Origin of the sequence: Caballeronia grimmiae (assembly GCF_000698555.1) — a bacterium.
GTDB classification, from domain to species: Bacteria; Pseudomonadota; Gammaproteobacteria; order Burkholderiales; family Burkholderiaceae; genus Caballeronia; species Caballeronia grimmiae.
This window is the reverse complement of record NZ_JFHE01000004.1, coordinates 171,120-186,646: the sequence shown is the minus strand read 5'-3', so window position 1 is coordinate 186,646 and position 15,527 is coordinate 171,120. Positions and strand designations below refer to the sequence as shown.

Annotated in this window: 17 protein-coding genes and 1 other RNA gene; 8 read left to right on the top strand and 10 right to left on the bottom strand. The window is 64.1% G+C overall.

Features of this window, described 5'->3' with window-relative positions:
• Positions 1 to 4: 4 nt before the first annotated feature.
• Positions 5 to 814, top strand: coding sequence for a DUF3025 domain-containing protein (locus BG57_RS06880; protein WP_035961698.1), 810 nt, complete (start codon positions 5 to 7; stop codon positions 812 to 814).
• Between the two features lie 12 nt (positions 815 to 826).
• An RNA gene (gene rnpB, locus BG57_RS31140) (RNase P RNA component class A) lies at positions 827 to 1,241 on the top strand.
• Between the two features lie 63 nt (positions 1,242 to 1,304).
• Here rnpB and BG57_RS06875 read toward each other — a convergent pair.
• Positions 1,305 to 1,727 carry an OsmC family protein gene (locus tag BG57_RS06875; protein WP_035961697.1) on the bottom strand — a complete coding sequence of 141 codons (423 nt, stop codon included), beginning with the start codon at positions 1,725 to 1,727 and terminating at the stop codon, positions 1,305 to 1,307.
• Positions 1,728 to 2,322: 595 nt separating this feature from the next.
• On the opposite strand from BG57_RS06875, the gene rplM reads away from it, so the two are divergent.
• The 3 genes from rplM (at position 2,323) to erpA (ending at position 3,730) form a co-directional block, all read left to right on the top strand.
• Entirely contained in the window at positions 2,323 to 2,751 is a 429-nt protein-coding gene (rplM, locus tag BG57_RS06870; protein ID WP_035961695.1) for a 50S ribosomal protein L13, read from the top strand.
• Positions 2,752 to 2,762: 11 nt separating this feature from the next.
• Positions 2,763 to 3,155, top strand: a complete 393-nt coding sequence (rpsI, locus tag BG57_RS06865; protein ID WP_008351569.1) for a 30S ribosomal protein S9 — start codon at positions 2,763 to 2,765, stop codon at positions 3,153 to 3,155.
• Between the two features lie 209 nt (positions 3,156 to 3,364).
• Complete coding sequence (gene erpA, locus BG57_RS06860) at positions 3,365 to 3,730, top strand: iron-sulfur cluster insertion protein ErpA (protein ID WP_035961693.1); 366 nt, start codon at positions 3,365 to 3,367, stop codon at positions 3,728 to 3,730.
• Between the two features lie 72 nt (positions 3,731 to 3,802).
• Here the strand turns inward: erpA and BG57_RS06855 are convergent, their stop codons facing one another.
• Positions 3,803 to 4,933, bottom strand: coding sequence for an anhydro-N-acetylmuramic acid kinase (locus tag BG57_RS06855; protein ID WP_035961921.1), 1,131 nt, complete (start codon positions 4,931 to 4,933; stop codon positions 3,803 to 3,805).
• A gap of 258 nt (positions 4,934 to 5,191) precedes the next feature.
• Between BG57_RS06855 and tyrS the strand changes: the two genes are divergently transcribed.
• Genes tyrS through BG57_RS06840 form a run of 3 tightly spaced genes read left to right on the top strand, consistent with a single transcriptional unit; the run spans position 5,192 to position 7,547 of the window.
• The gene (tyrS, locus tag BG57_RS06850; RefSeq protein ID WP_035961692.1) at positions 5,192 to 6,448 is read left to right on the top strand and encodes a tyrosine--tRNA ligase; all 1,257 of its coding nucleotides are present in this window, start codon (positions 5,192 to 5,194) and stop codon (positions 6,446 to 6,448) included.
• Positions 6,445 to 6,903, top strand: a complete 459-nt coding sequence (gene dtd, locus BG57_RS06845) for a D-aminoacyl-tRNA deacylase (protein WP_035961691.1) — start codon at positions 6,445 to 6,447, stop codon at positions 6,901 to 6,903. The genes tyrS and dtd overlap by 4 nt, the downstream gene beginning before the upstream one ends.
• A complete protein-coding gene (locus tag BG57_RS06840; protein ID WP_035961690.1) occupies positions 6,900 to 7,547 on the top strand; it encodes a histidine phosphatase family protein in 648 nt (215 codons plus the stop codon). Before dtd ends, BG57_RS06840 begins: the two co-directional genes overlap by 4 nt.
• Here BG57_RS06840 and BG57_RS06835 read toward each other — a convergent pair.
• The 8 genes from BG57_RS06835 to BG57_RS06800 all read right to left on the bottom strand — a co-directional run bounded on the left by BG57_RS06835 (position 7,544) and on the right by BG57_RS06800 (position 15,522).
• The gene (locus BG57_RS06835; RefSeq protein ID WP_035961688.1) at positions 7,544 to 8,443 is read right to left on the bottom strand and encodes an oxygenase MpaB family protein; all 900 of its coding nucleotides are present in this window, start codon (positions 8,441 to 8,443) and stop codon (positions 7,544 to 7,546) included. The genes BG57_RS06840 and BG57_RS06835 overlap by 4 nt on opposite strands.
• Before the next feature lie 3 nt (positions 8,444 to 8,446).
• Positions 8,447 to 9,508, bottom strand: coding sequence for a Holliday junction branch migration DNA helicase RuvB (gene ruvB, locus BG57_RS06830; RefSeq protein ID WP_035961686.1), 1,062 nt, complete (start codon positions 9,506 to 9,508; stop codon positions 8,447 to 8,449).
• 173 nt (positions 9,509 to 9,681) lie between these two features.
• Positions 9,682 to 10,263: a Holliday junction branch migration protein RuvA gene (ruvA, locus tag BG57_RS06825; protein ID WP_035961684.1), complete on the bottom strand. Its 582-nt coding sequence runs from the start codon at positions 10,261 to 10,263 to the stop codon at positions 9,682 to 9,684.
• Positions 10,264 to 10,287: 24 nt separating this feature from the next.
• Positions 10,288 to 10,830, bottom strand: a complete 543-nt coding sequence (gene ruvC, locus BG57_RS06820) for a crossover junction endodeoxyribonuclease RuvC (RefSeq protein ID WP_035961683.1) — start codon at positions 10,828 to 10,830, stop codon at positions 10,288 to 10,290.
• Between the two features lie 89 nt (positions 10,831 to 10,919).
• Complete coding sequence (gene purH, locus BG57_RS06815; RefSeq protein WP_035961680.1) at positions 10,920 to 12,485, bottom strand: bifunctional phosphoribosylaminoimidazolecarboxamide formyltransferase/IMP cyclohydrolase; 1,566 nt, start codon at positions 12,483 to 12,485, stop codon at positions 10,920 to 10,922.
• Between the two features lie 64 nt (positions 12,486 to 12,549).
• On the bottom strand, positions 12,550 to 12,783 hold the full coding sequence (locus BG57_RS06810; RefSeq protein WP_035961679.1) for a Fis family transcriptional regulator: 234 nt from the start codon (positions 12,781 to 12,783) through the stop codon (positions 12,550 to 12,552).
• Positions 12,780 to 13,871 carry a tRNA dihydrouridine synthase DusB gene (dusB, locus tag BG57_RS06805; RefSeq protein ID WP_035961678.1) on the bottom strand — a complete coding sequence of 364 codons (1,092 nt, stop codon included), beginning with the start codon at positions 13,869 to 13,871 and terminating at the stop codon, positions 12,780 to 12,782. Before dusB ends, BG57_RS06810 begins: the two co-directional genes overlap by 4 nt.
• 451 nt (positions 13,872 to 14,322) lie before the next feature.
• Positions 14,323 to 15,522, bottom strand: coding sequence for a UbiH/UbiF/VisC/COQ6 family ubiquinone biosynthesis hydroxylase (locus tag BG57_RS06800; RefSeq protein ID WP_035961675.1), 1,200 nt, complete (start codon positions 15,520 to 15,522; stop codon positions 14,323 to 14,325).
• Positions 15,523 to 15,527: the final 5 nt, after the last annotated feature.

The window sequence follows — 15,527 nt, the reverse complement described above, 5'->3', positions numbered from 1 at the left end:
CACGGTGGCGTTTCATTCGATCGACTGGACGCGCCCGTGGCTTGCGACGCTCGCAGCGCGCGGCAGGCGCTGGCAGTCCGCCGCGCTCGATGGCTACCCCAGCTACCTCGCTGAACTCAACGGCGACGCGACGCAAGCCGCGCTCGTCACCGGCCGCGGCAAGCCGCTCGCCTTCATCGCGCAGGAAGAACTGCCGCCGGGCGCGTCGTATGAAGGGTATATCGCGGAAACCGGCCGCGTGCCGACGCGCCACAATCTGCACGACTTCTTCAACGCGCTGATGTGGTTTACGTATCCGCGCACGAAGGCGGCATTGAATTCGCACCAGGCCGATCAGATCGACGCGTTCGGCGTCGGCCCGACGCGCGGCGGCTTGCGCGACGCGCTCACGCTCTTCGACGAGAACGCCGTTCTTTTCCCGTGCGCCGACCCCCGACTCGCCGATGCGCTGCGCCGCTTCGACTGGCACACGCTGTTCATCGACGAACGAGCGTCGTGGAGCACGCGATGCGAGGCGCGCCTCTTCGGCCACGCGCTGCTGGAGAAGCTCGTCGCGCCGTACAAGGCATGCACGGGGCACGCGTGGATCGTTGACGTTCCGCCGGAATACTTCGCCGCCGACGAATCCACCGCCCGCGCAATGCTCGACGAAAGCGTGTCGATGAGCCTGCTCGCGCGCCCGATCGACAGCCGCGCGTTCGCGCCGCTGCCGGTTCTCGGCGTGCCCGGCTGGTGGCCCGCGAACGAATCGCCCGAGTTCTACGGCGACGCAACTGTCTTCCGTCCGGGACGCCGCACGCGCATCCAGTGCTAAAATCGACCCCACAAAGCAGGCCAGGCAGCCGCGGCCTCGGCGCTTTCGAGCGTCGAGGGCGAGGAAAGTCCGGACTCCACAGGGCGGGGTGATGGCTAACGGCCATCCGTGGCAACACGCGGAACAGGGCAACAGAAAGCAAACCGCCGATGGCTTCGGGCGCAAGTCCGAAGATCAGGTAAGGGTGAAACGGTGCGGTAAGAGCGCACCGCGGACGTCGCGAGACGTTCCGGCACGGTAACCTCCACCCGGAGCAATTCCAAATAGGCAGGCGCGCATCTTCGCGATGCAGGACGGGGCCCCCGTTTCGTCTGCGGGTAGGAAGCTTGAGCGCGTCAGCAATGGCGCGCCTAGAGGAATGGCTGCCACGCGCGATCGTCTTCGGGCGGCGCGTGCACAGAATCCGGCTTATCGGCCTGCTTTGTCGTTATTCCAAAAAAAGCCGGCGTCATATTCGTGACGCCGGCTTTTTTTCTTCGATGCAATCCGTTCAGCGTTCGACGATATCGAACGAATGCGTCAGTTCCGCCGTCTTCGCGAGCATGATCGACGCCGAGCAATATTTGTCGTGCGACAGGTTGATCGCGCGCTCGACCGTCGCCGGGTTCAGATTCTTGCCCGTCACCGTGAAATGAAAATGGATCTTGGTGAACACCTTCGGGTCTTCGCTCGCGCGGTCGGCCTTCAGCGTCACCGAGCAGCCCTCGATCTCCTGGCGGCTTTTCTTCAGGATCATCACGACGTCATAGGCGGTGCATCCGCCCGTTCCAAGCAGCACCATTTCCATAGGGCGCGGTGCGAGGTTGCGACCGCCGCCTTCGGGTGCTCCGTCCATCGCGACGAGGTGACCGCTACCGGTTTCGGCGGCGAAAGCCATGCCGTCCTGTCCCATCCAGCTCACTTTGCATTCCATGCTCAGGCTCCCGCCGCTTGACACGTTTTCAGAGGTTCGATTGTAGCGGGTCATGCGGTTGGCGGCTTCGCGCAATCACGGGTTGACGACGTCGGAAAGCCAGACACGATTCGCTGAGTTCCAATTAATCCCTGTTCCGAATGGGGCTTCTGCAGTACGCCACGGCAAACAAAGCCGCGCAACTCGTTGATTCTTCGAGGAGAGCGGCGAAGTCCGCGATTTCATATCGTGGATTGATATTCCATGATGCAGATTTCCTTGCCTATGCGCACGAGCGTGCCTATACTCGGTTCCATTGGTTGTCGCAGTTCGACGAATCTACCGTGTCTCCTCCACCTCCTCCTTGGTGGATTGAACCCGAGCCCTCAGACGCTCGGGTTTTTTTTCGTCCCTTCCCGCCTCAGGCGCGGCCGCTTCACCGCCAAATCGGCCAACTCTTTGACTCGTCGAGTCTTTTCCCGATATAATTCAAAGTTCTCTTCGCCACACGCCCGCGGAGAGAGGCCTGGGAGAGCCTGCACGCGCCGTCGAGCGCACCTATAAGCAGGACCGAACAAGGCAAGAGCAAAAGGGCAAATTAATTTTTGGATCGATCATGAAGACGTTTTCCGCAAAAGCCGAAGAGGTGACGCGCGAATGGTACGTGATTGACGCGACGGATAAGGTTCTCGGCCGTGTCGCCAGCGAAGTGGCACGCCGTCTTCGCGGCAAGCACAAGCCTGAATTTACTCCGCACGTCGACACTGGTGATTTCATCATCATCATCAACGCCGGCAAGCTGAAGGTCACGGGCAACAAGACCACGGACAAGAAGTACTATCGTCACTCGGGCTACCCGGGCGGCATCTATGAAACGACGTTCGGCAAGATGCAAGAGCGCTTCCCGGGCCGTGCGCTCGAGAAGGCAGTGAAGGGCATGCTGCCGAAGGGTCCGCTCGGCTACGCAATGATCAAGAAGCTGAAGGTCTACGCCGAAGCAACGCATCCGCATACGGCTCAACAGCCTAAAGCGCTCGAGATCTAAGGGGAGCCCACATGATCGGTAACTGGAACTACGGTACGGGCCGCCGCAAGAGCGCCGTCGCTCGTGTCTTCATCAAGTCGGGCAAGGGCGAGATCATCGTCAATGGCAAGCCCATCGCCGACTATTTCTCGCGTGAAACGTCGCTGATGATCGTGCGTCAACCGCTCGAACTCACGAACCACGCCACCACGTTCGACATCAAGGTCAACGTGAACGGCGGCGGCGAGACGGGGCAGGCAGGCGCAGTTCGCCACGGCATCACCCGCGCGCTGATGGACTACGACGCAACGCTGAAGTCGCAACTGTCGAACGCAGGCTTCGTGACCCGCGACGCGCGTGAAGTGGAACGTAAGAAGGTCGGTTTCCACAAGGCACGCCGCAGGAAGCAATTCTCGAAGCGTTAATCGCTTCGGCATCGCCTGGAGCCGGGACTTCCGGCTTCGAAGCGAAGCTGCCGCAAAAGCCGCCCGCACGCTACGTGCCGGCGGCTTTTTCTTTGGCGCGACGGGGCGGACGTGTCGATCTTGCATATAGCCTCTTGATTTCATGGGCATTCGGCACGATTTTGAGATCAGCCCTACAATGGTGGCTAGAAGCTACTTGGAGAATTCGCATGAGCGCTGTCAGCGACACCCCCACGACCGAAATGCCGATGCCCTTCGTCTTCACTGACGCGGCTGCGGACAAGGTCAAGCAATTGATCGACGAAGAAGGCAATCCGGATCTGAAGCTGCGCGTGTTCGTGCAAGGCGGCGGATGCTCGGGTTTCCAATACGGCTTCACGTTCGACGAAGAGGTCAACGAAGACGACACCGTGATGGACAAGAGCGGCGTGCAGTTGCTCGTCGATTCGATGAGCTATCAGTATCTCGTCGGTGCGGAGATCGACTATAAGGACGATCTCAACGGCGCGCAGTTCGTGATCAAGAATCCGAACGCGACGACGACGTGCGGTTGCGGATCGTCGTTCTCGGTCTAATCGCTCATCCGGCGGTCAGAATGAGAAACGGAGCCTTCGGGCTCCGTTTTGCGTTTCCGGGCGCATGAACGCTCAATGCGGATAGATCGCGCCGAGCACGCGCTCGCCAGCCGCGCCCGTGACCGCGGCGAGATTTCCCGGCTCACGCGCGACGCAGCGCATCGCGAGCCACGCGAACGCGAACGCTTCGACCTGATGCGGGGGCACGCCGAGGGCGTCGGTGGTCATGACGGGGACGCCCGATGCGCCGGTTTGTTCGAGCGCCTGCTGCAGCATCTTCAGCAGCACTGGATTGCGTGCGCCGCCGCCGCACACATAGACCGCACGGGCATCCGCTGCATGGCGTTCGATCTCGCGTGCGACCGTCGTGCCCGTGAGGGCGGTGAGCGTCGCCTGGACATCGGCGGGAGAGAGGTTCGGAAACGCTGCGAGCTTTGCGTCGAGCCACGCCGGGTTGAACAGGTCGCGCCCGGTGCTTTTCGGCGGCGCTTCTTCGAAGAAAGGCTCGTCCAGCAGCGCGTTCAACAGCGGGCGATTGACCTCGCCGCTCGCCGCGAATTTCCCGCCATCGTCATACGGTTTCTGCAGATGCCGATGCGCCCACTCGTCGAGCAGCGCGTTAGCCGGGCCGCAGTCGAAGCCGCGCACCGCGCCGTTCGCCGCGAGAATCGTGATATTGCTGATGCCGCCCAGATTGCAGACGACGCGCGTCTCGTTCTTCGCACCGAAAACGGTCGCGTGAAACGCCGGCACCAGCGGCGCGCCTTGCCCGCCGGCGGCGACGTCGCGGCTGCGGAAATCGGCGATGACGTCGATGTTCGTCATCTCCGCGAGCAGCGCCGGATTGTTGATCTGCCGCGTATACCCTTTCTCCGGCCGATGCCGCACCGTCTGCCCGTGCACGCCGATGGCGCGCACCTTCGACGCCGAAAAGCCGCTCACGCTCTGCAACTCGTGACAGCAGACCGCGTAACGCGTCGCGAGCGCGTTGCCGGCGAGCGCCTCGCGTTCGATCTCGTTGTCGCCGGGGGCCTGGAGCGAGAAGAGGGCGTCGCGCAGGCCTTGAGCAAACGAAACGTGCGCCTCGCCCAGCACGACCGGCGGCTTGCCCGTCGTGAATTGCACCGCGACGCCGTCGACGCCGTCCATGCTGGTGCCGGACATCAGACCGAAGTACACGCCGTCCGCCTTGCCGGTTTCGATCACTTCGGCTTTCTTCCCCACGTTGCTCTCCTCGTCGATGCGCGTCCGTCAAGCCGCGATTATCCGCGCAATGAGAGGCCGCGTTAAGACTCTTGCGCACGGCGCGCCGGCGATGCAAACGCCCGGAAACGGCACGAAGCGCAACGTCATCGCGTAAAATCCTGTGCCTGAACAAGCCTTTGCGCGCGATGTCATCGCCACAAGCCGCGTTCGACGCGCGCCAGGCATCGCATCCATTACACATCACAAGCCGCAAGCATGACCACTGACTCCAACGCTTCTTCCTCGCCCGCCGCGCAGGCGCTTCCGATCACCGACGAGGTGCGCGCGGCGCTCGCCATCGCCAAGCGTGGCTGCGACGAACTGCTGATCGAAGACGAGTTCGCGCAGAAGCTCGCGAGGAGCGCCGCGACGGGCAAGCCGCTGCGCATCAAGCTCGGCCTCGATCCGACCGCGCCGGACATCCACATCGGCCATACGGTCGTGCTGAACAAGATGCGCCAGTTGCAGGACCTGGGGCATCAGGTGATCTTCCTGATCGGCGATTTCACATCCTTGATCGGCGATCCGTCCGGCCGCAACGCGACGCGCCCGCCGCTGACGCGCGAGCAGATCGAAACGAACGCGAAGACGTATTTCGAGCAGGCTGCGCTCGTGCTCGACCGCGAAAAGACCGAAATCCGCTACAACAGCGAATGGTCGATGCCGCTCGGCGCCGACGGCATGATCAAGCTGGCGTCGCGCTACACGGTGGCGCGCATTCTCGAACGCGAAGACTTCACCAAGCGTTTTCAGAGCGGCGTACCCATTTCGATCCACGAGTTCCTTTATCCGCTGATGCAGGGCTACGACTCCGTCGCGCTGAATGCGGACCTCGAACTGGGCGGCACGGACCAGAAGTTCAACCTGCTCGTCGGTCGCGAATTGCAGAAGCAATACGGCCAGGAACAGCAATGCATTCTGACGATGCCGCTGCTCGAAGGGCTGGATGGCGTCGACAAGATGTCGAAGTCGAAGAACAACTACGTCGGCATCAGCGAGAAGCCGACGGACATGTTCGGCAAGCTGATGAGCATTTCCGACGTGCTGATGTGGCGTTACTTCGAACTGCTGTCGTTCCGCAGCATGGACGAGATCGCGGGCTTCAGGCGGGAAGCGGAAGGCGGCCGCAATCCGCGCGATTTCAAGGTGATGCTCGCCCAGGAGATCGTCGCGCGCTTTCACTCCCCGGCGGACGCCGAGCGCGCGCTCGAGGACTTCAATCATCGCGCGAAGGGCGGCGTGCCGGACGATATTCCGTCGGTCACGCTCACGGGCGCGCCGCTCGCCATCGGCCAGTTGCTGAAGCAGGCGGGGCTGGTGCCGTCGACGAGCGAAGCGCTGCGCAATATCGAGCAGGGCGGCGTGAAGATCGACGGCGCGACCGTCTCCGACAAGGGCCTCAAGGTCGAGGCGGGCGAATTCATCGTGCAGGTCGGCAAGCGCCGCTTCGCCCGCGTTTCGCTGTCGGCATGATCGCCCTCATTCAGCGTGTGCGGCGCGCGGACGTGCGCGTCGGCGACCGTGTGACCGGCGCAATCGACGCCGGCCTGCTCGCGCTGGTCTGCGCCGAGCGCGGCGATAATGAAGCCGCCGCCGACAAGCTGCTCGCGAAGATGCTGGCGTATCGCGTCTTCAGCGACGCGGCGGGCAAGATGAACCTGCCGGTGCAGAACATCGACGGTGCGGGGCGTGCGGGCGGCGTGCTGCTGGTATCGCAATTCACGCTCGCCGCCGACACATCGAGCGGCCTGCGCCCGAGCTTCACGCCGGCCGCGCCTCCCGACGAAGGCGAGCGCCTCTTCGATTACTTCGTGCGCGAGGCGCGGGCGAAGCATCCGATTGTCGAGATGGGAGAATTCGGCGCCGACATGCAGGTGTCGCTCGTCAATGACGGCCCCGTCACGTTCTGGCTTCAGGTGCGTCCATGACGACTCAGGTCTTGTTCATCCGCCACGGCGAAACCGACTGGAACCGCATCAAGCGCATTCAGGGGCACATCGACATTCCGTTGTCCGCGCATGGCTTCCTGCAGGCCGAACAACTCGGTGAGCGTCTCGCGCGCGAGGGCCGGCTCGATGCGGTCTATTCGAGCGATCTGCTTCGCGCCCAGCAGACGGCGCGTCCTTTCGCCGATGCGCTCGGGCTTACCGTGCGGCTCGCGGAAGGCTTGCGCGAGCGTCAGTACGGCGCGTTTCAGGGCCACGACAGCGACGAGATCAACACGAAGTTTCCCGCTGAAAACATCGAGTGGCAGACGCGCGATCCGGGCTTTGCGCCGCCGGGCGGCGAATCGCAGCGCGTGTTCTATCACCGCGTGATTCATGCGATGGAACCGATCGTCGCCGCGCATCCGGGCGGGCGGATCGCATGCGTCGCGCATGGCGGCGTGCTCGATTGCATCTACCGGTTCGCGATGAAGCTGCCGCTGTCGGAGCCGCGCGGCTGGCCGCTGCTCAATTGCAGCGTGAATATCGTCGATTACGAGGTGGATGGCGCGACGGTCGTATCGTGGGGCGACATAAGCCATCTGGCCACCGATACCGACGACGACAACCTGCGCAAACGCGCCTAGGTCCGCTTCGCCGCGGCTCTTATCCGCGCTCGCTTCGCAATCCCGTTGACGAGCGCCCACCGCATGACGGGGGCCATTGCCCGCACGCCGGGACGCGCGATCATGCGTCTCACCGGCGCAAGCGCGGACAGTCCGAGCATCTCCTGCGCCCAGTCGGGCAGCAGGTCGACACCTGCGCTGAACACGAGCTTGCTCGCCGGCTTCATCGCGATGCTCGGCGTCGGCGCGTCCTTCAACGCGCGAATGACTTCCTGCGTGCGATCGCCGGCTTGCAGTTCGGGGCGCATGGCGGTCAGATACGCTTCGATCTGCGCGCGCGTGACCGGCACATTGCGTGCGCCGAGCATTCGCGCGATCGTCGCGGTTTCATCGAAGTAACGGTCCTGATCGGCCTCGGATAGCGCGGGATTCACGTAGCGCAGATAGCCAGCGAGAAAGCTCGACACTTCCGCGACGTGCACCCAGGTCAGCAAATCAGGATCGTCTGCGCGATACGGACGGCCATCCGGCGCGACGCCCGTGACGCCAAGATGGATCGTCCTCACCCGTTCGATGAGCGCGAGCGCGTCAGTGCGATTGCCGAACGTCGTTCCCGCGACGAAAGTCGCCGTGCGGCGCAGGCGGCCGAGGATATCCGTGCGAAATGTCGAGTGGTCCCACACGCCCGCCAGCGCCAGCGGATGCAGCGTCTGAAGCAGGAGCGCGCTGATGCCGCCTGCCATCATCGACGTGAAATCGGCGTGGACTTTCCAGCAGACGGCGTCCGGCCCGAAAAGCCCGGGATCGCCGGGCGGCGACGAGTAATCGAGCCTGGGGCCGCCGCCGGTCGTCAGACTCGTGACGCCGCGCGCAATCGATGACCGCACGCGCGTAATCAGCGTCGCCTGATCGGACATGCGCTAACCGTTGCTCGCGTCCCAGAGGTCGCGAATCGGCCCGGCATCGGGCGCGGCAATGCCGAAGTGGCGGTAGGCGAGCAGGGTCGCGACGCGTCCGCGCGGCGTACGCTGCAAATAACCTTGCTGGATCAGATACGGTTCGAGCACGTCCTCGATGGTGTCGCGCTCTTCGCCGATCGCCGCCGCGAGATTGTCGACGCCGACGGGACCGCCATCGAACTTGTGCAGGATGGCTTCGAGCAGCTTGCGGTCCATCAGGTCGAAGCCGACCGGATCGACGTCGAGCATTTTCAGCGCGGCATCCGCGACTTCGCCGGTGATGTTGCCGTCCGCCTTCACTTCCGCATAGTCGCGCACGCGCCGCAGCAGGCGGTTGGCAATACGCGGCGTGCCGCGCGAGCGCCGCGCGATTTCGAGTGCGCCCTCGGGCACGATGTCCGCCTTCAGCAGCGACGCCGAACGCGACACGATGCGCGCCAGTTCGCTCGCGTTATAGAACTCGAGCCGCGACACGATGCCGAAGCGATCGCGCAGCGGATTCGTCAGCATGCCCGCGCGCGTCGTGGCCCCGACCAGCGTGAACGGCTGCAAGTCGAGCTTCACGCTGCGCGCGGCCGGTCCTTCGCCGATCATGATGTCGATCTGATAATCCTCGAGCGCCGGGTACAAGATTTCTTCGACGACCGGCGAGAGCCGATGAATCTCGTCGATGAAGAGCACGTCGTTGGCTTCGAGATTGGTCAGCAGCGCGGCGAGGTCGCCCGCGCGTTCGAGCACCGGTCCCGACGTCTGCCGCAGATTGACGCCCATTTCCCGCGCGATGATGTGCGCGAGCGTGGTCTTGCCGAGCCCGGGCGGGCCGAACAGCAACACGTGATCGAGCGCTTCCGAGCGGCGCTTGGCCGCTTCGATGAAGATTTCGAGCTGGCCGCGAACCTTTTCCTGACCGACGTATTCGTCGAGCTGGCGCGGACGCAGCGCGCGTTCGAAGGCTTCTTCGTTCGGCGAGACGGGCGTGGCCGCGATGATGCGTTCGGCGGCGAGTTTGTCGGTTTCGATCATGGGTCGATTGTACAGCGTGCGTTTCTCGCGACGAGGCGCGAAGCGCGGCGCCGTCGGCTTGCTGCTAGCCGAATACTTCCAGTCCGTCCGGGCATGGCGCCGGTTTGTCTACGGATGCGCAGCCCGCGACGAGCGCGATCGTAATGAGTGCCGTGACAAGCAATCTCAGACCTTCATCCCTTCGACAACGCCTTCAACGCCAGCTTGATCCCCTCCGACACGCCCGTTCCCGCCGGCACGTTCTTGACGGCGGCAAGCGCTTCCTTCTCCGAATACCCCAGCGCGAGCAGCGCATTCAGAATGTCCGACGCGTGATCGGATTGCGAAGCCGCGCTCGCCATCGCGCCGAGATCCGCCCCGAGCTTGCCTTTGAGCTCGAGCAGCAAACGCTCCGCCGTTTTCTTGCCGATGCCCGGCACGCGCGTCAGGCGCGCGGTGTCCTGCGTCGTCACGGTCTGCGCGAGTTCCTGCACGCTCATGCCCGAGAGCACGGCCAGCGCCATGCGAGCGCCGATGCCGCTGATCTTCAGCAACTCGCGGAACGTCGCCCGTTCCTGCGACGTCAGGAAGCCATAGAGCAGATGCGCGTCTTCACGCACGATCATCTGCGTGAGCAGCACGACCTTTTCGCCCGCGTTCGGCAGGTTGTAGAACGTGCTCATCGGCACATCGACTTCATAGCCGACGCCGTTGCAGTCGACGAGGAGGTGCGGCGGATTTTTTTCGAGCAGAACGCCGGCAATGCGACCGATCATGTTTTCTTTCTGAGGGTAGAAGATTTAGCCGATGAGCCTGCCGCGTCGCACGCGCAAGCCTTTCTTTGCGAGCGACGGCGCGATGCCGCCGAGCGTCGCGAGCCCCGTGCCGCCATGCGCGTGACAGATCGCCATGCCGAGCGCATCGGCGGCGTCGGTGCTTGGCACGCCGGAGAGGGTGAGCAGCCGCACGACCATCTGCTGCATCTGCTCCTTCGTCGCGCGGCCATAGCCGACGACCGCCTGCTTCAACTGCAGCGCCGTGTATTCGGCCACCGGCACGCCGCTCGCAACGAGCCCGCAGATTGCCGCGCCGCGCGCCTGTCCGAGCAAAAGCGTCGATTGCGGATTGACGTTCACGAAGACCTTCTCGATCGCGGCCTGATCGGGATTGTGCTGGCGAATGAGCGTGGAGATGCCGTTGAAGATCGTATTCAAACGTGAAGGCAGATCGGCATCGGCGGTCTTGATGACGCCGCTCGTCACGTAGTTGAGCGAATGCCCGCTCACGTCGATGATGCCGAAGCCCGTCACGCGCAAGCCGGGGTCGATGCCTAGGATTCTCATTCGTTCGCGATGCGGCTCGTGGAAATCAAAATGGCCTGTTTGCGCCGTCAGCAGCGCAAACAGGCCAATAGTAAATGAAGCGAGCCGGTTTAATGGCGGAAGTGACGCGTGCCGGTGACGATCATCGCGACGTTGTGCTCGTCGGCGGCGGCGATCACTTCGTCGTCACGCATCGAGCCGCCCGGTTGGATCACGCAGGTCGCGCCCGCGTTGACGACCACGTCGAGCCCGTCACGGAACGGGAAGAACGCATCCGATGCGACCGCCGAGCCGTTCAGCGACAACCCGGCGTTCTGCGCCTTGATGCCCGCGATGCGCGCCGAATCCACGCGGCTCATCTGGCCCGCGCCGACGCCGAGCGTCATGCCGCCGCCGCAGAACACGATGGCGTTCGACTTCACGTACTTCGCGACGCGCCACGCGAACAGCAGATCGTCCATTTCCTTCGGCGTCGGATGGCGCTTCGTCACGACGCGCAGTTCGTGCGGCTGCACGTTCTTTGCATCGAGCGATTGCACCAGCAGGCCGCCGCCGACGCGCTTCAGGTCGAAGCTGTTGTGACCCGCGCCCAGCGCGATCTGCAAGAGACGCACGTTCTGCTTCGCCGCGAACACCGCGCGCGCCGCTTCGCTGAACGACGGTGCGATCAGCACTTCGACGAACTGCTTGGCGACGGCCTGCGCCGCCGCTTCGTCCACTTCGCGATTGAACGCGATGATGCCGCCGAACGCCGAGGTCGGATCGGTCTGGAACGCCTTCGAGTACGCTTCGAGCGCGTCAGCGCCAACCGCGACGCCGCACGGATTCGCATGCTTGATGATGACGCAGGCAGGCGCGTCGAAGGTCTTCACGCATTCCCAGGCCGCGTCCGAATCCGCGATGTTGTTGTACGACAGTTCCTTGCCCTGCAGTTGCTCGTAGTTGGCGAGCGCGCCGGCCGGCACGGAAAGATCGCGATAGAACGCCGCGCTTTGATGCGGGTTCTCGCCGTAACGCAGGTCCTGCACCTTCTCGAACGCGAGATTGAAGGTGGCCGGATACGTATTGCGCTCGCTGTGCTGGAGCGCTTCGGTGAGGCTTGTCAGATAGTTCGTGATCGCGCCGTCGTATTGCGCCGTGTGCGCGAACACTTTCGTCGCGAGGCGGAAGTTGGTCTCGTAGCCGACGCTGTTGCCGTTCGCGCGCATTTCGTCGAGCACGGCGGAGTAGTCGGCGGGATCGACGATCACGGTCACGTCGCGATGATTCTTCGCCGCCGAGCGCAGCATGGTCGGCCCGCCGATATCGATGTTCTCGATCGCGTCTTCCAGCGAGCACTGTTCCTTCGAGACCGTCTGCACGAACGGATACAGGTTCACGACCAGCAGATCGATGGTCGGAATGCCGTGCTGGTCCAGCGCGGCCATGTGCTCGGGCAGGTCGCGGCGCGCGAGAATGCCGCCATGCACTTTAGGATGCAGCGTCTTCACGCGCCCATCGAGCATTTCCGGGAAGCCGGTGTAATCGGCGACTTCGGTCACGGGCAGGCCCGCGTCGGCGAGCAGTTTGGCCGTGCCGCCGGTCGAGAGGATCTTGACGCCGAGTTCCGACAGCGATTTCGCGAAATCGACGATGCCGGATTTGTCGGAAACGGAGATGAGCGCTTGCTTGATCATGATGAACACTGAAACCGAAAAGGATAACCGAGCCGGACCAAGGCAAGCGCCCCAGTCCGATGAATCAAACCAATCCGTGCTGCTGGAGTTTCTTGCGTAGCGTGTTGCGGTTGATGCCGAGATACTCGGCCGCAAGCGACTGATTGCCGCCCGCTTGCTCGAGCACCACCTCGAGCATCGGTTTCTCCACGCACGAGATCACCATGTCGTAGACGTCGTGCGGGTTCGAGCCGTCCAGGTCCTGAAAATAACTGTCCAGGCTCTGGCGGACGCATTGTTCGATGTTATGTCTGCTCATGCGGCTATTAGTCGGTCGGTGTGGTCTTGCGCGCCGCACGATTCTTCCCCGGCCGCGTCCTCGGCGTCCTGCGCCTCGTCGACGTAAATGAGACGGTCCGACAACGCCTTTTGCGCGTCGAAGAATTCGTTCACAGCGAGCAATTGTTCTTTGGTCGTGTCGAGCGTATTCATCCGGTGGCGGAAGGTGCCCGCGCCGGAAAGGCCGCGAGTGTACCAGCCGATGTGCTTGCGCGCAGTCCGTACGCCCGTGAATTCCCCGTAGAACGCATAGTGATCTTCGAGGTGCTCGTTCATCACCTGCTGAATCTCGTCGATGCGCGGCATCGGCATGCGTTCGCCCGTCTTCAGAAAGTGCTCGATCTCGCGGAACAGCCACGGGCGACCCTGCGCCGCGCGGCCGATCATGATGGCGTCGGCGCCCGTCGCGGCGAGCACGTCGCGCGCTTTTTCGGGCGTGGCGATGTCGCCGTTCGCGACGACCGGAATCTTCACCGATTCCTTCACGGCCGCGATGGTTTCGTACTCCGCGTCGCCCTTGTAGAGGTCGGCGCGCGTGCGGCCGTGCACCGTGAGCATGGAGATGCCGGCATCCTGCGCGATCCGCGCGATGGTCAGCGCGTTCTTGTTCTCGCGATCCCAGCCCGTGCGGATCTTAAGCGTAACCGGGACCGCGTCCGGGCCGACGCCGACCGCCTGAACCACCGCCTCGACGATGCGCGCCACGAGCGGTTCGTTCTGCAAGAGCGCCGACCCGGCGGCGACATTGCAGACTTTCTTGGCGGGGCATCCCATGTTGATGTCGATGATCTGCGCGCCGTTGGCGACGTTGTGACGCGCGGCCTCGGCGAGCATCTGCGGGTCCGCGCCCGCGATCTGCACCGAGATGGGCTCGACTTCGCCCGTGTGATTCGCGCGGCGCATGGTCTTTTCGCTCTTCCACAACTGCGCATTGGACGCGACCATCTCCGACACCGCGTAGCCCGCGCCCATGCGTTTGCAGAGCTGGCGGAACGGGCGGTCGGTGACGCCCGCCATCGGAGCGACGAACAGGTTATTGCGCAGAACGTGTGAACCGATGGTGACCATGGAGGCTTTGGCCTCCGCGCTGGCGATTGCGCGGCACGGATGCCGGTCTCGCGTCAGGCGGATGCAAGGATGCGGAAGGGAAACGCGTATTTTAACGCTAAGCGGCTGCTGAAATTAAGAGCAATCGCGTGCAAGTCTTTAAATCTTCGATGAAAGCGGGCGAGGGGGAGGGGGATAAGTTCGGGCTTGGGGGCGGCAGAGTCGTTCGGGAAGCGTGTCGGGCACAGTGCGTTTGCCGTTTGCCGCCTGCCGTCTGCCGGTCAACGGCCGGGCTTCAAAGCTTCCATGCAAGCGCGAGCGGTCGCAGGAGAAGAAAGCGCGCGAGAAAGGCATCGACAAGGGCGTCCGCCACTGGTCGGTCGGTGAGGGAACGCCGAGTGCGCCGCCCCAGCGCGCCAATTGCGGCGGACCGGCCGAGAGAACAAGGCGCCACCACGAGCGCCCGCGTCCCTTACCGCCGTTGCCCGAACATCATCTGCCGCGCGAGCGCCGTCTTCAACGGCGGCAAAAACTCGAGCGCGGTCAGCGCAAGACCGCGCACCGCGGCCAGCGGTGCGAAATCGACGGTGAAGATTCGCGCGAGCGTATCCGTAGCGCCGATGGTGAGACGCCGGTCGAGTGCGCGGCGCTGCGCAAAATGCGCCAAGGCAAGCGGACGCGCACCATCGGCGGAGAGCGCGTCGCAAAGCGCCAGCGCATCGCGCAGACCCAGATTCAGTCCTTGACCGGCCACCGGATGCAGCGTCTGCGCCGCATTGCCGATGGCCACCGTGCGCCGGTCGACGAGCGCGTGCAGCGCCGTCAGCCCGAGCGGAAACGCCGCGCGCCCGGCGATGCGCGTGAATCGCCCCATGCGCCCGCCGAACGCGACGCCCAGTTCCGCGAGAAACGCGTCATCGTCCAGTTGCATGCGGCGCGCCGCTTCATCGGGCGGGGCGCACCAGACGAGCGAATAGTCCGCATGACGCTGCCCGCCGCAAGGCAGAAGCGCAATCGGGCCTTCGTTCGTGAAGCGCTCCCACGCGACGTTCGCTTGCGGGTCCGACACGCTCACCGTGCCGACGATCGCCGTTTGCCCGTAATCGCGCGCGCGCCTGTCGACCGGCGCCGCAGCGTCGCGCGGCGCCTGCTGATACAGCCCGCCCTCGGCGTTGACCAGCACGCGAACGCGGATCGTGCGCTCGCCGCTCGCGGATTGCAGCGGCAGCGTGACGCCGTCGTGGTCCTGCAACGGCGGGAGCGCGGAGGTATCGGTGATCCAGTCGACCGTGGTCTTCTTCACCGCGTTCGCGAGCGCCGTGACGAGCGACCCGTAACGCACGACATAACCGAGTTCCGGCAACTCGTGCTCGTCGTGCTCGATCAACGTGCGCCCGAAGTGCCCGCGTTGCGATACGTGGATGCGGCGAATCGGCGTGGCGTCGGCGGGAAAGCCGAGCGGCTGCAGCATCACGCGGCTGCCGTGCGACAGCGCGAGCGAGCGCGGATCGTTGGCGGCGGCGTCGGGCATGCGCGCGTCGATCAGCGCGATCGACAGCCGCGAGGTCGCGCTGCGCCGCGCAAGCCAGCCGGCGAGCGCGAGCCCGACCGGCCCCGCGCCGACGATGGCGATGTCGTAGTCGAAATGCGGTTCGGTGATCGCGTCGCTCATGTTCT

Bases quoted from the DNA above. Each gene is read 5' to 3' on its own strand.
- BG57_RS06875 (WP_035961697.1), bottom strand. From the start codon at position 1,727: ATGGAATGCAAAGTGAGCTGGATGGGACAGGACGGCATGGCTTTCGCC.
- rplM (WP_035961695.1), top strand. From the start codon at position 2,323: ATGAAGACGTTTTCCGCAAAAGCCGAAGAGGTGACGCGCGAATGGTAC.
- rpsI (WP_008351569.1), top strand. From the start codon at position 2,763: ATGATCGGTAACTGGAACTACGGTACGGGCCGCCGCAAGAGCGCCGTC.
- erpA (WP_035961693.1), top strand. From the start codon at position 3,365: ATGAGCGCTGTCAGCGACACCCCCACGACCGAAATGCCGATGCCCTTC.
- tyrS (WP_035961692.1), top strand. From the start codon at position 5,192: ATGACCACTGACTCCAACGCTTCTTCCTCGCCCGCCGCGCAGGCGCTT.
- dtd (WP_035961691.1), top strand. From the start codon at position 6,445: ATGATCGCCCTCATTCAGCGTGTGCGGCGCGCGGACGTGCGCGTCGGC.
- BG57_RS06840 (WP_035961690.1), top strand. From the start codon at position 6,900: ATGACGACTCAGGTCTTGTTCATCCGCCACGGCGAAACCGACTGGAAC.
- BG57_RS06835 (WP_035961688.1), bottom strand. From the start codon at position 8,443: ATGTCCGATCAGGCGACGCTGATTACGCGCGTGCGGTCATCGATTGCG.
- ruvB (WP_035961686.1), bottom strand. From the start codon at position 9,508: ATGATCGAAACCGACAAACTCGCCGCCGAACGCATCATCGCGGCCACG.
- ruvA (WP_035961684.1), bottom strand. From the start codon at position 10,263: ATGATCGGTCGCATTGCCGGCGTTCTGCTCGAAAAAAATCCGCCGCAC.
- ruvC (WP_035961683.1), bottom strand. From the start codon at position 10,830: ATGAGAATCCTAGGCATCGACCCCGGCTTGCGCGTGACGGGCTTCGGC.
- purH (WP_035961680.1), bottom strand. From the start codon at position 12,485: ATGATCAAGCAAGCGCTCATCTCCGTTTCCGACAAATCCGGCATCGTC.
- BG57_RS06810 (WP_035961679.1), bottom strand. From the start codon at position 12,783: ATGAGCAGACATAACATCGAACAATGCGTCCGCCAGAGCCTGGACAGT.
- dusB (WP_035961678.1), bottom strand. From the start codon at position 13,871: ATGGTCACCATCGGTTCACACGTTCTGCGCAATAACCTGTTCGTCGCT.
- BG57_RS06800 (WP_035961675.1), bottom strand. From the start codon at position 15,522: ATGAGCGACGCGATCACCGAACCGCATTTCGACTACGACATCGCCATC.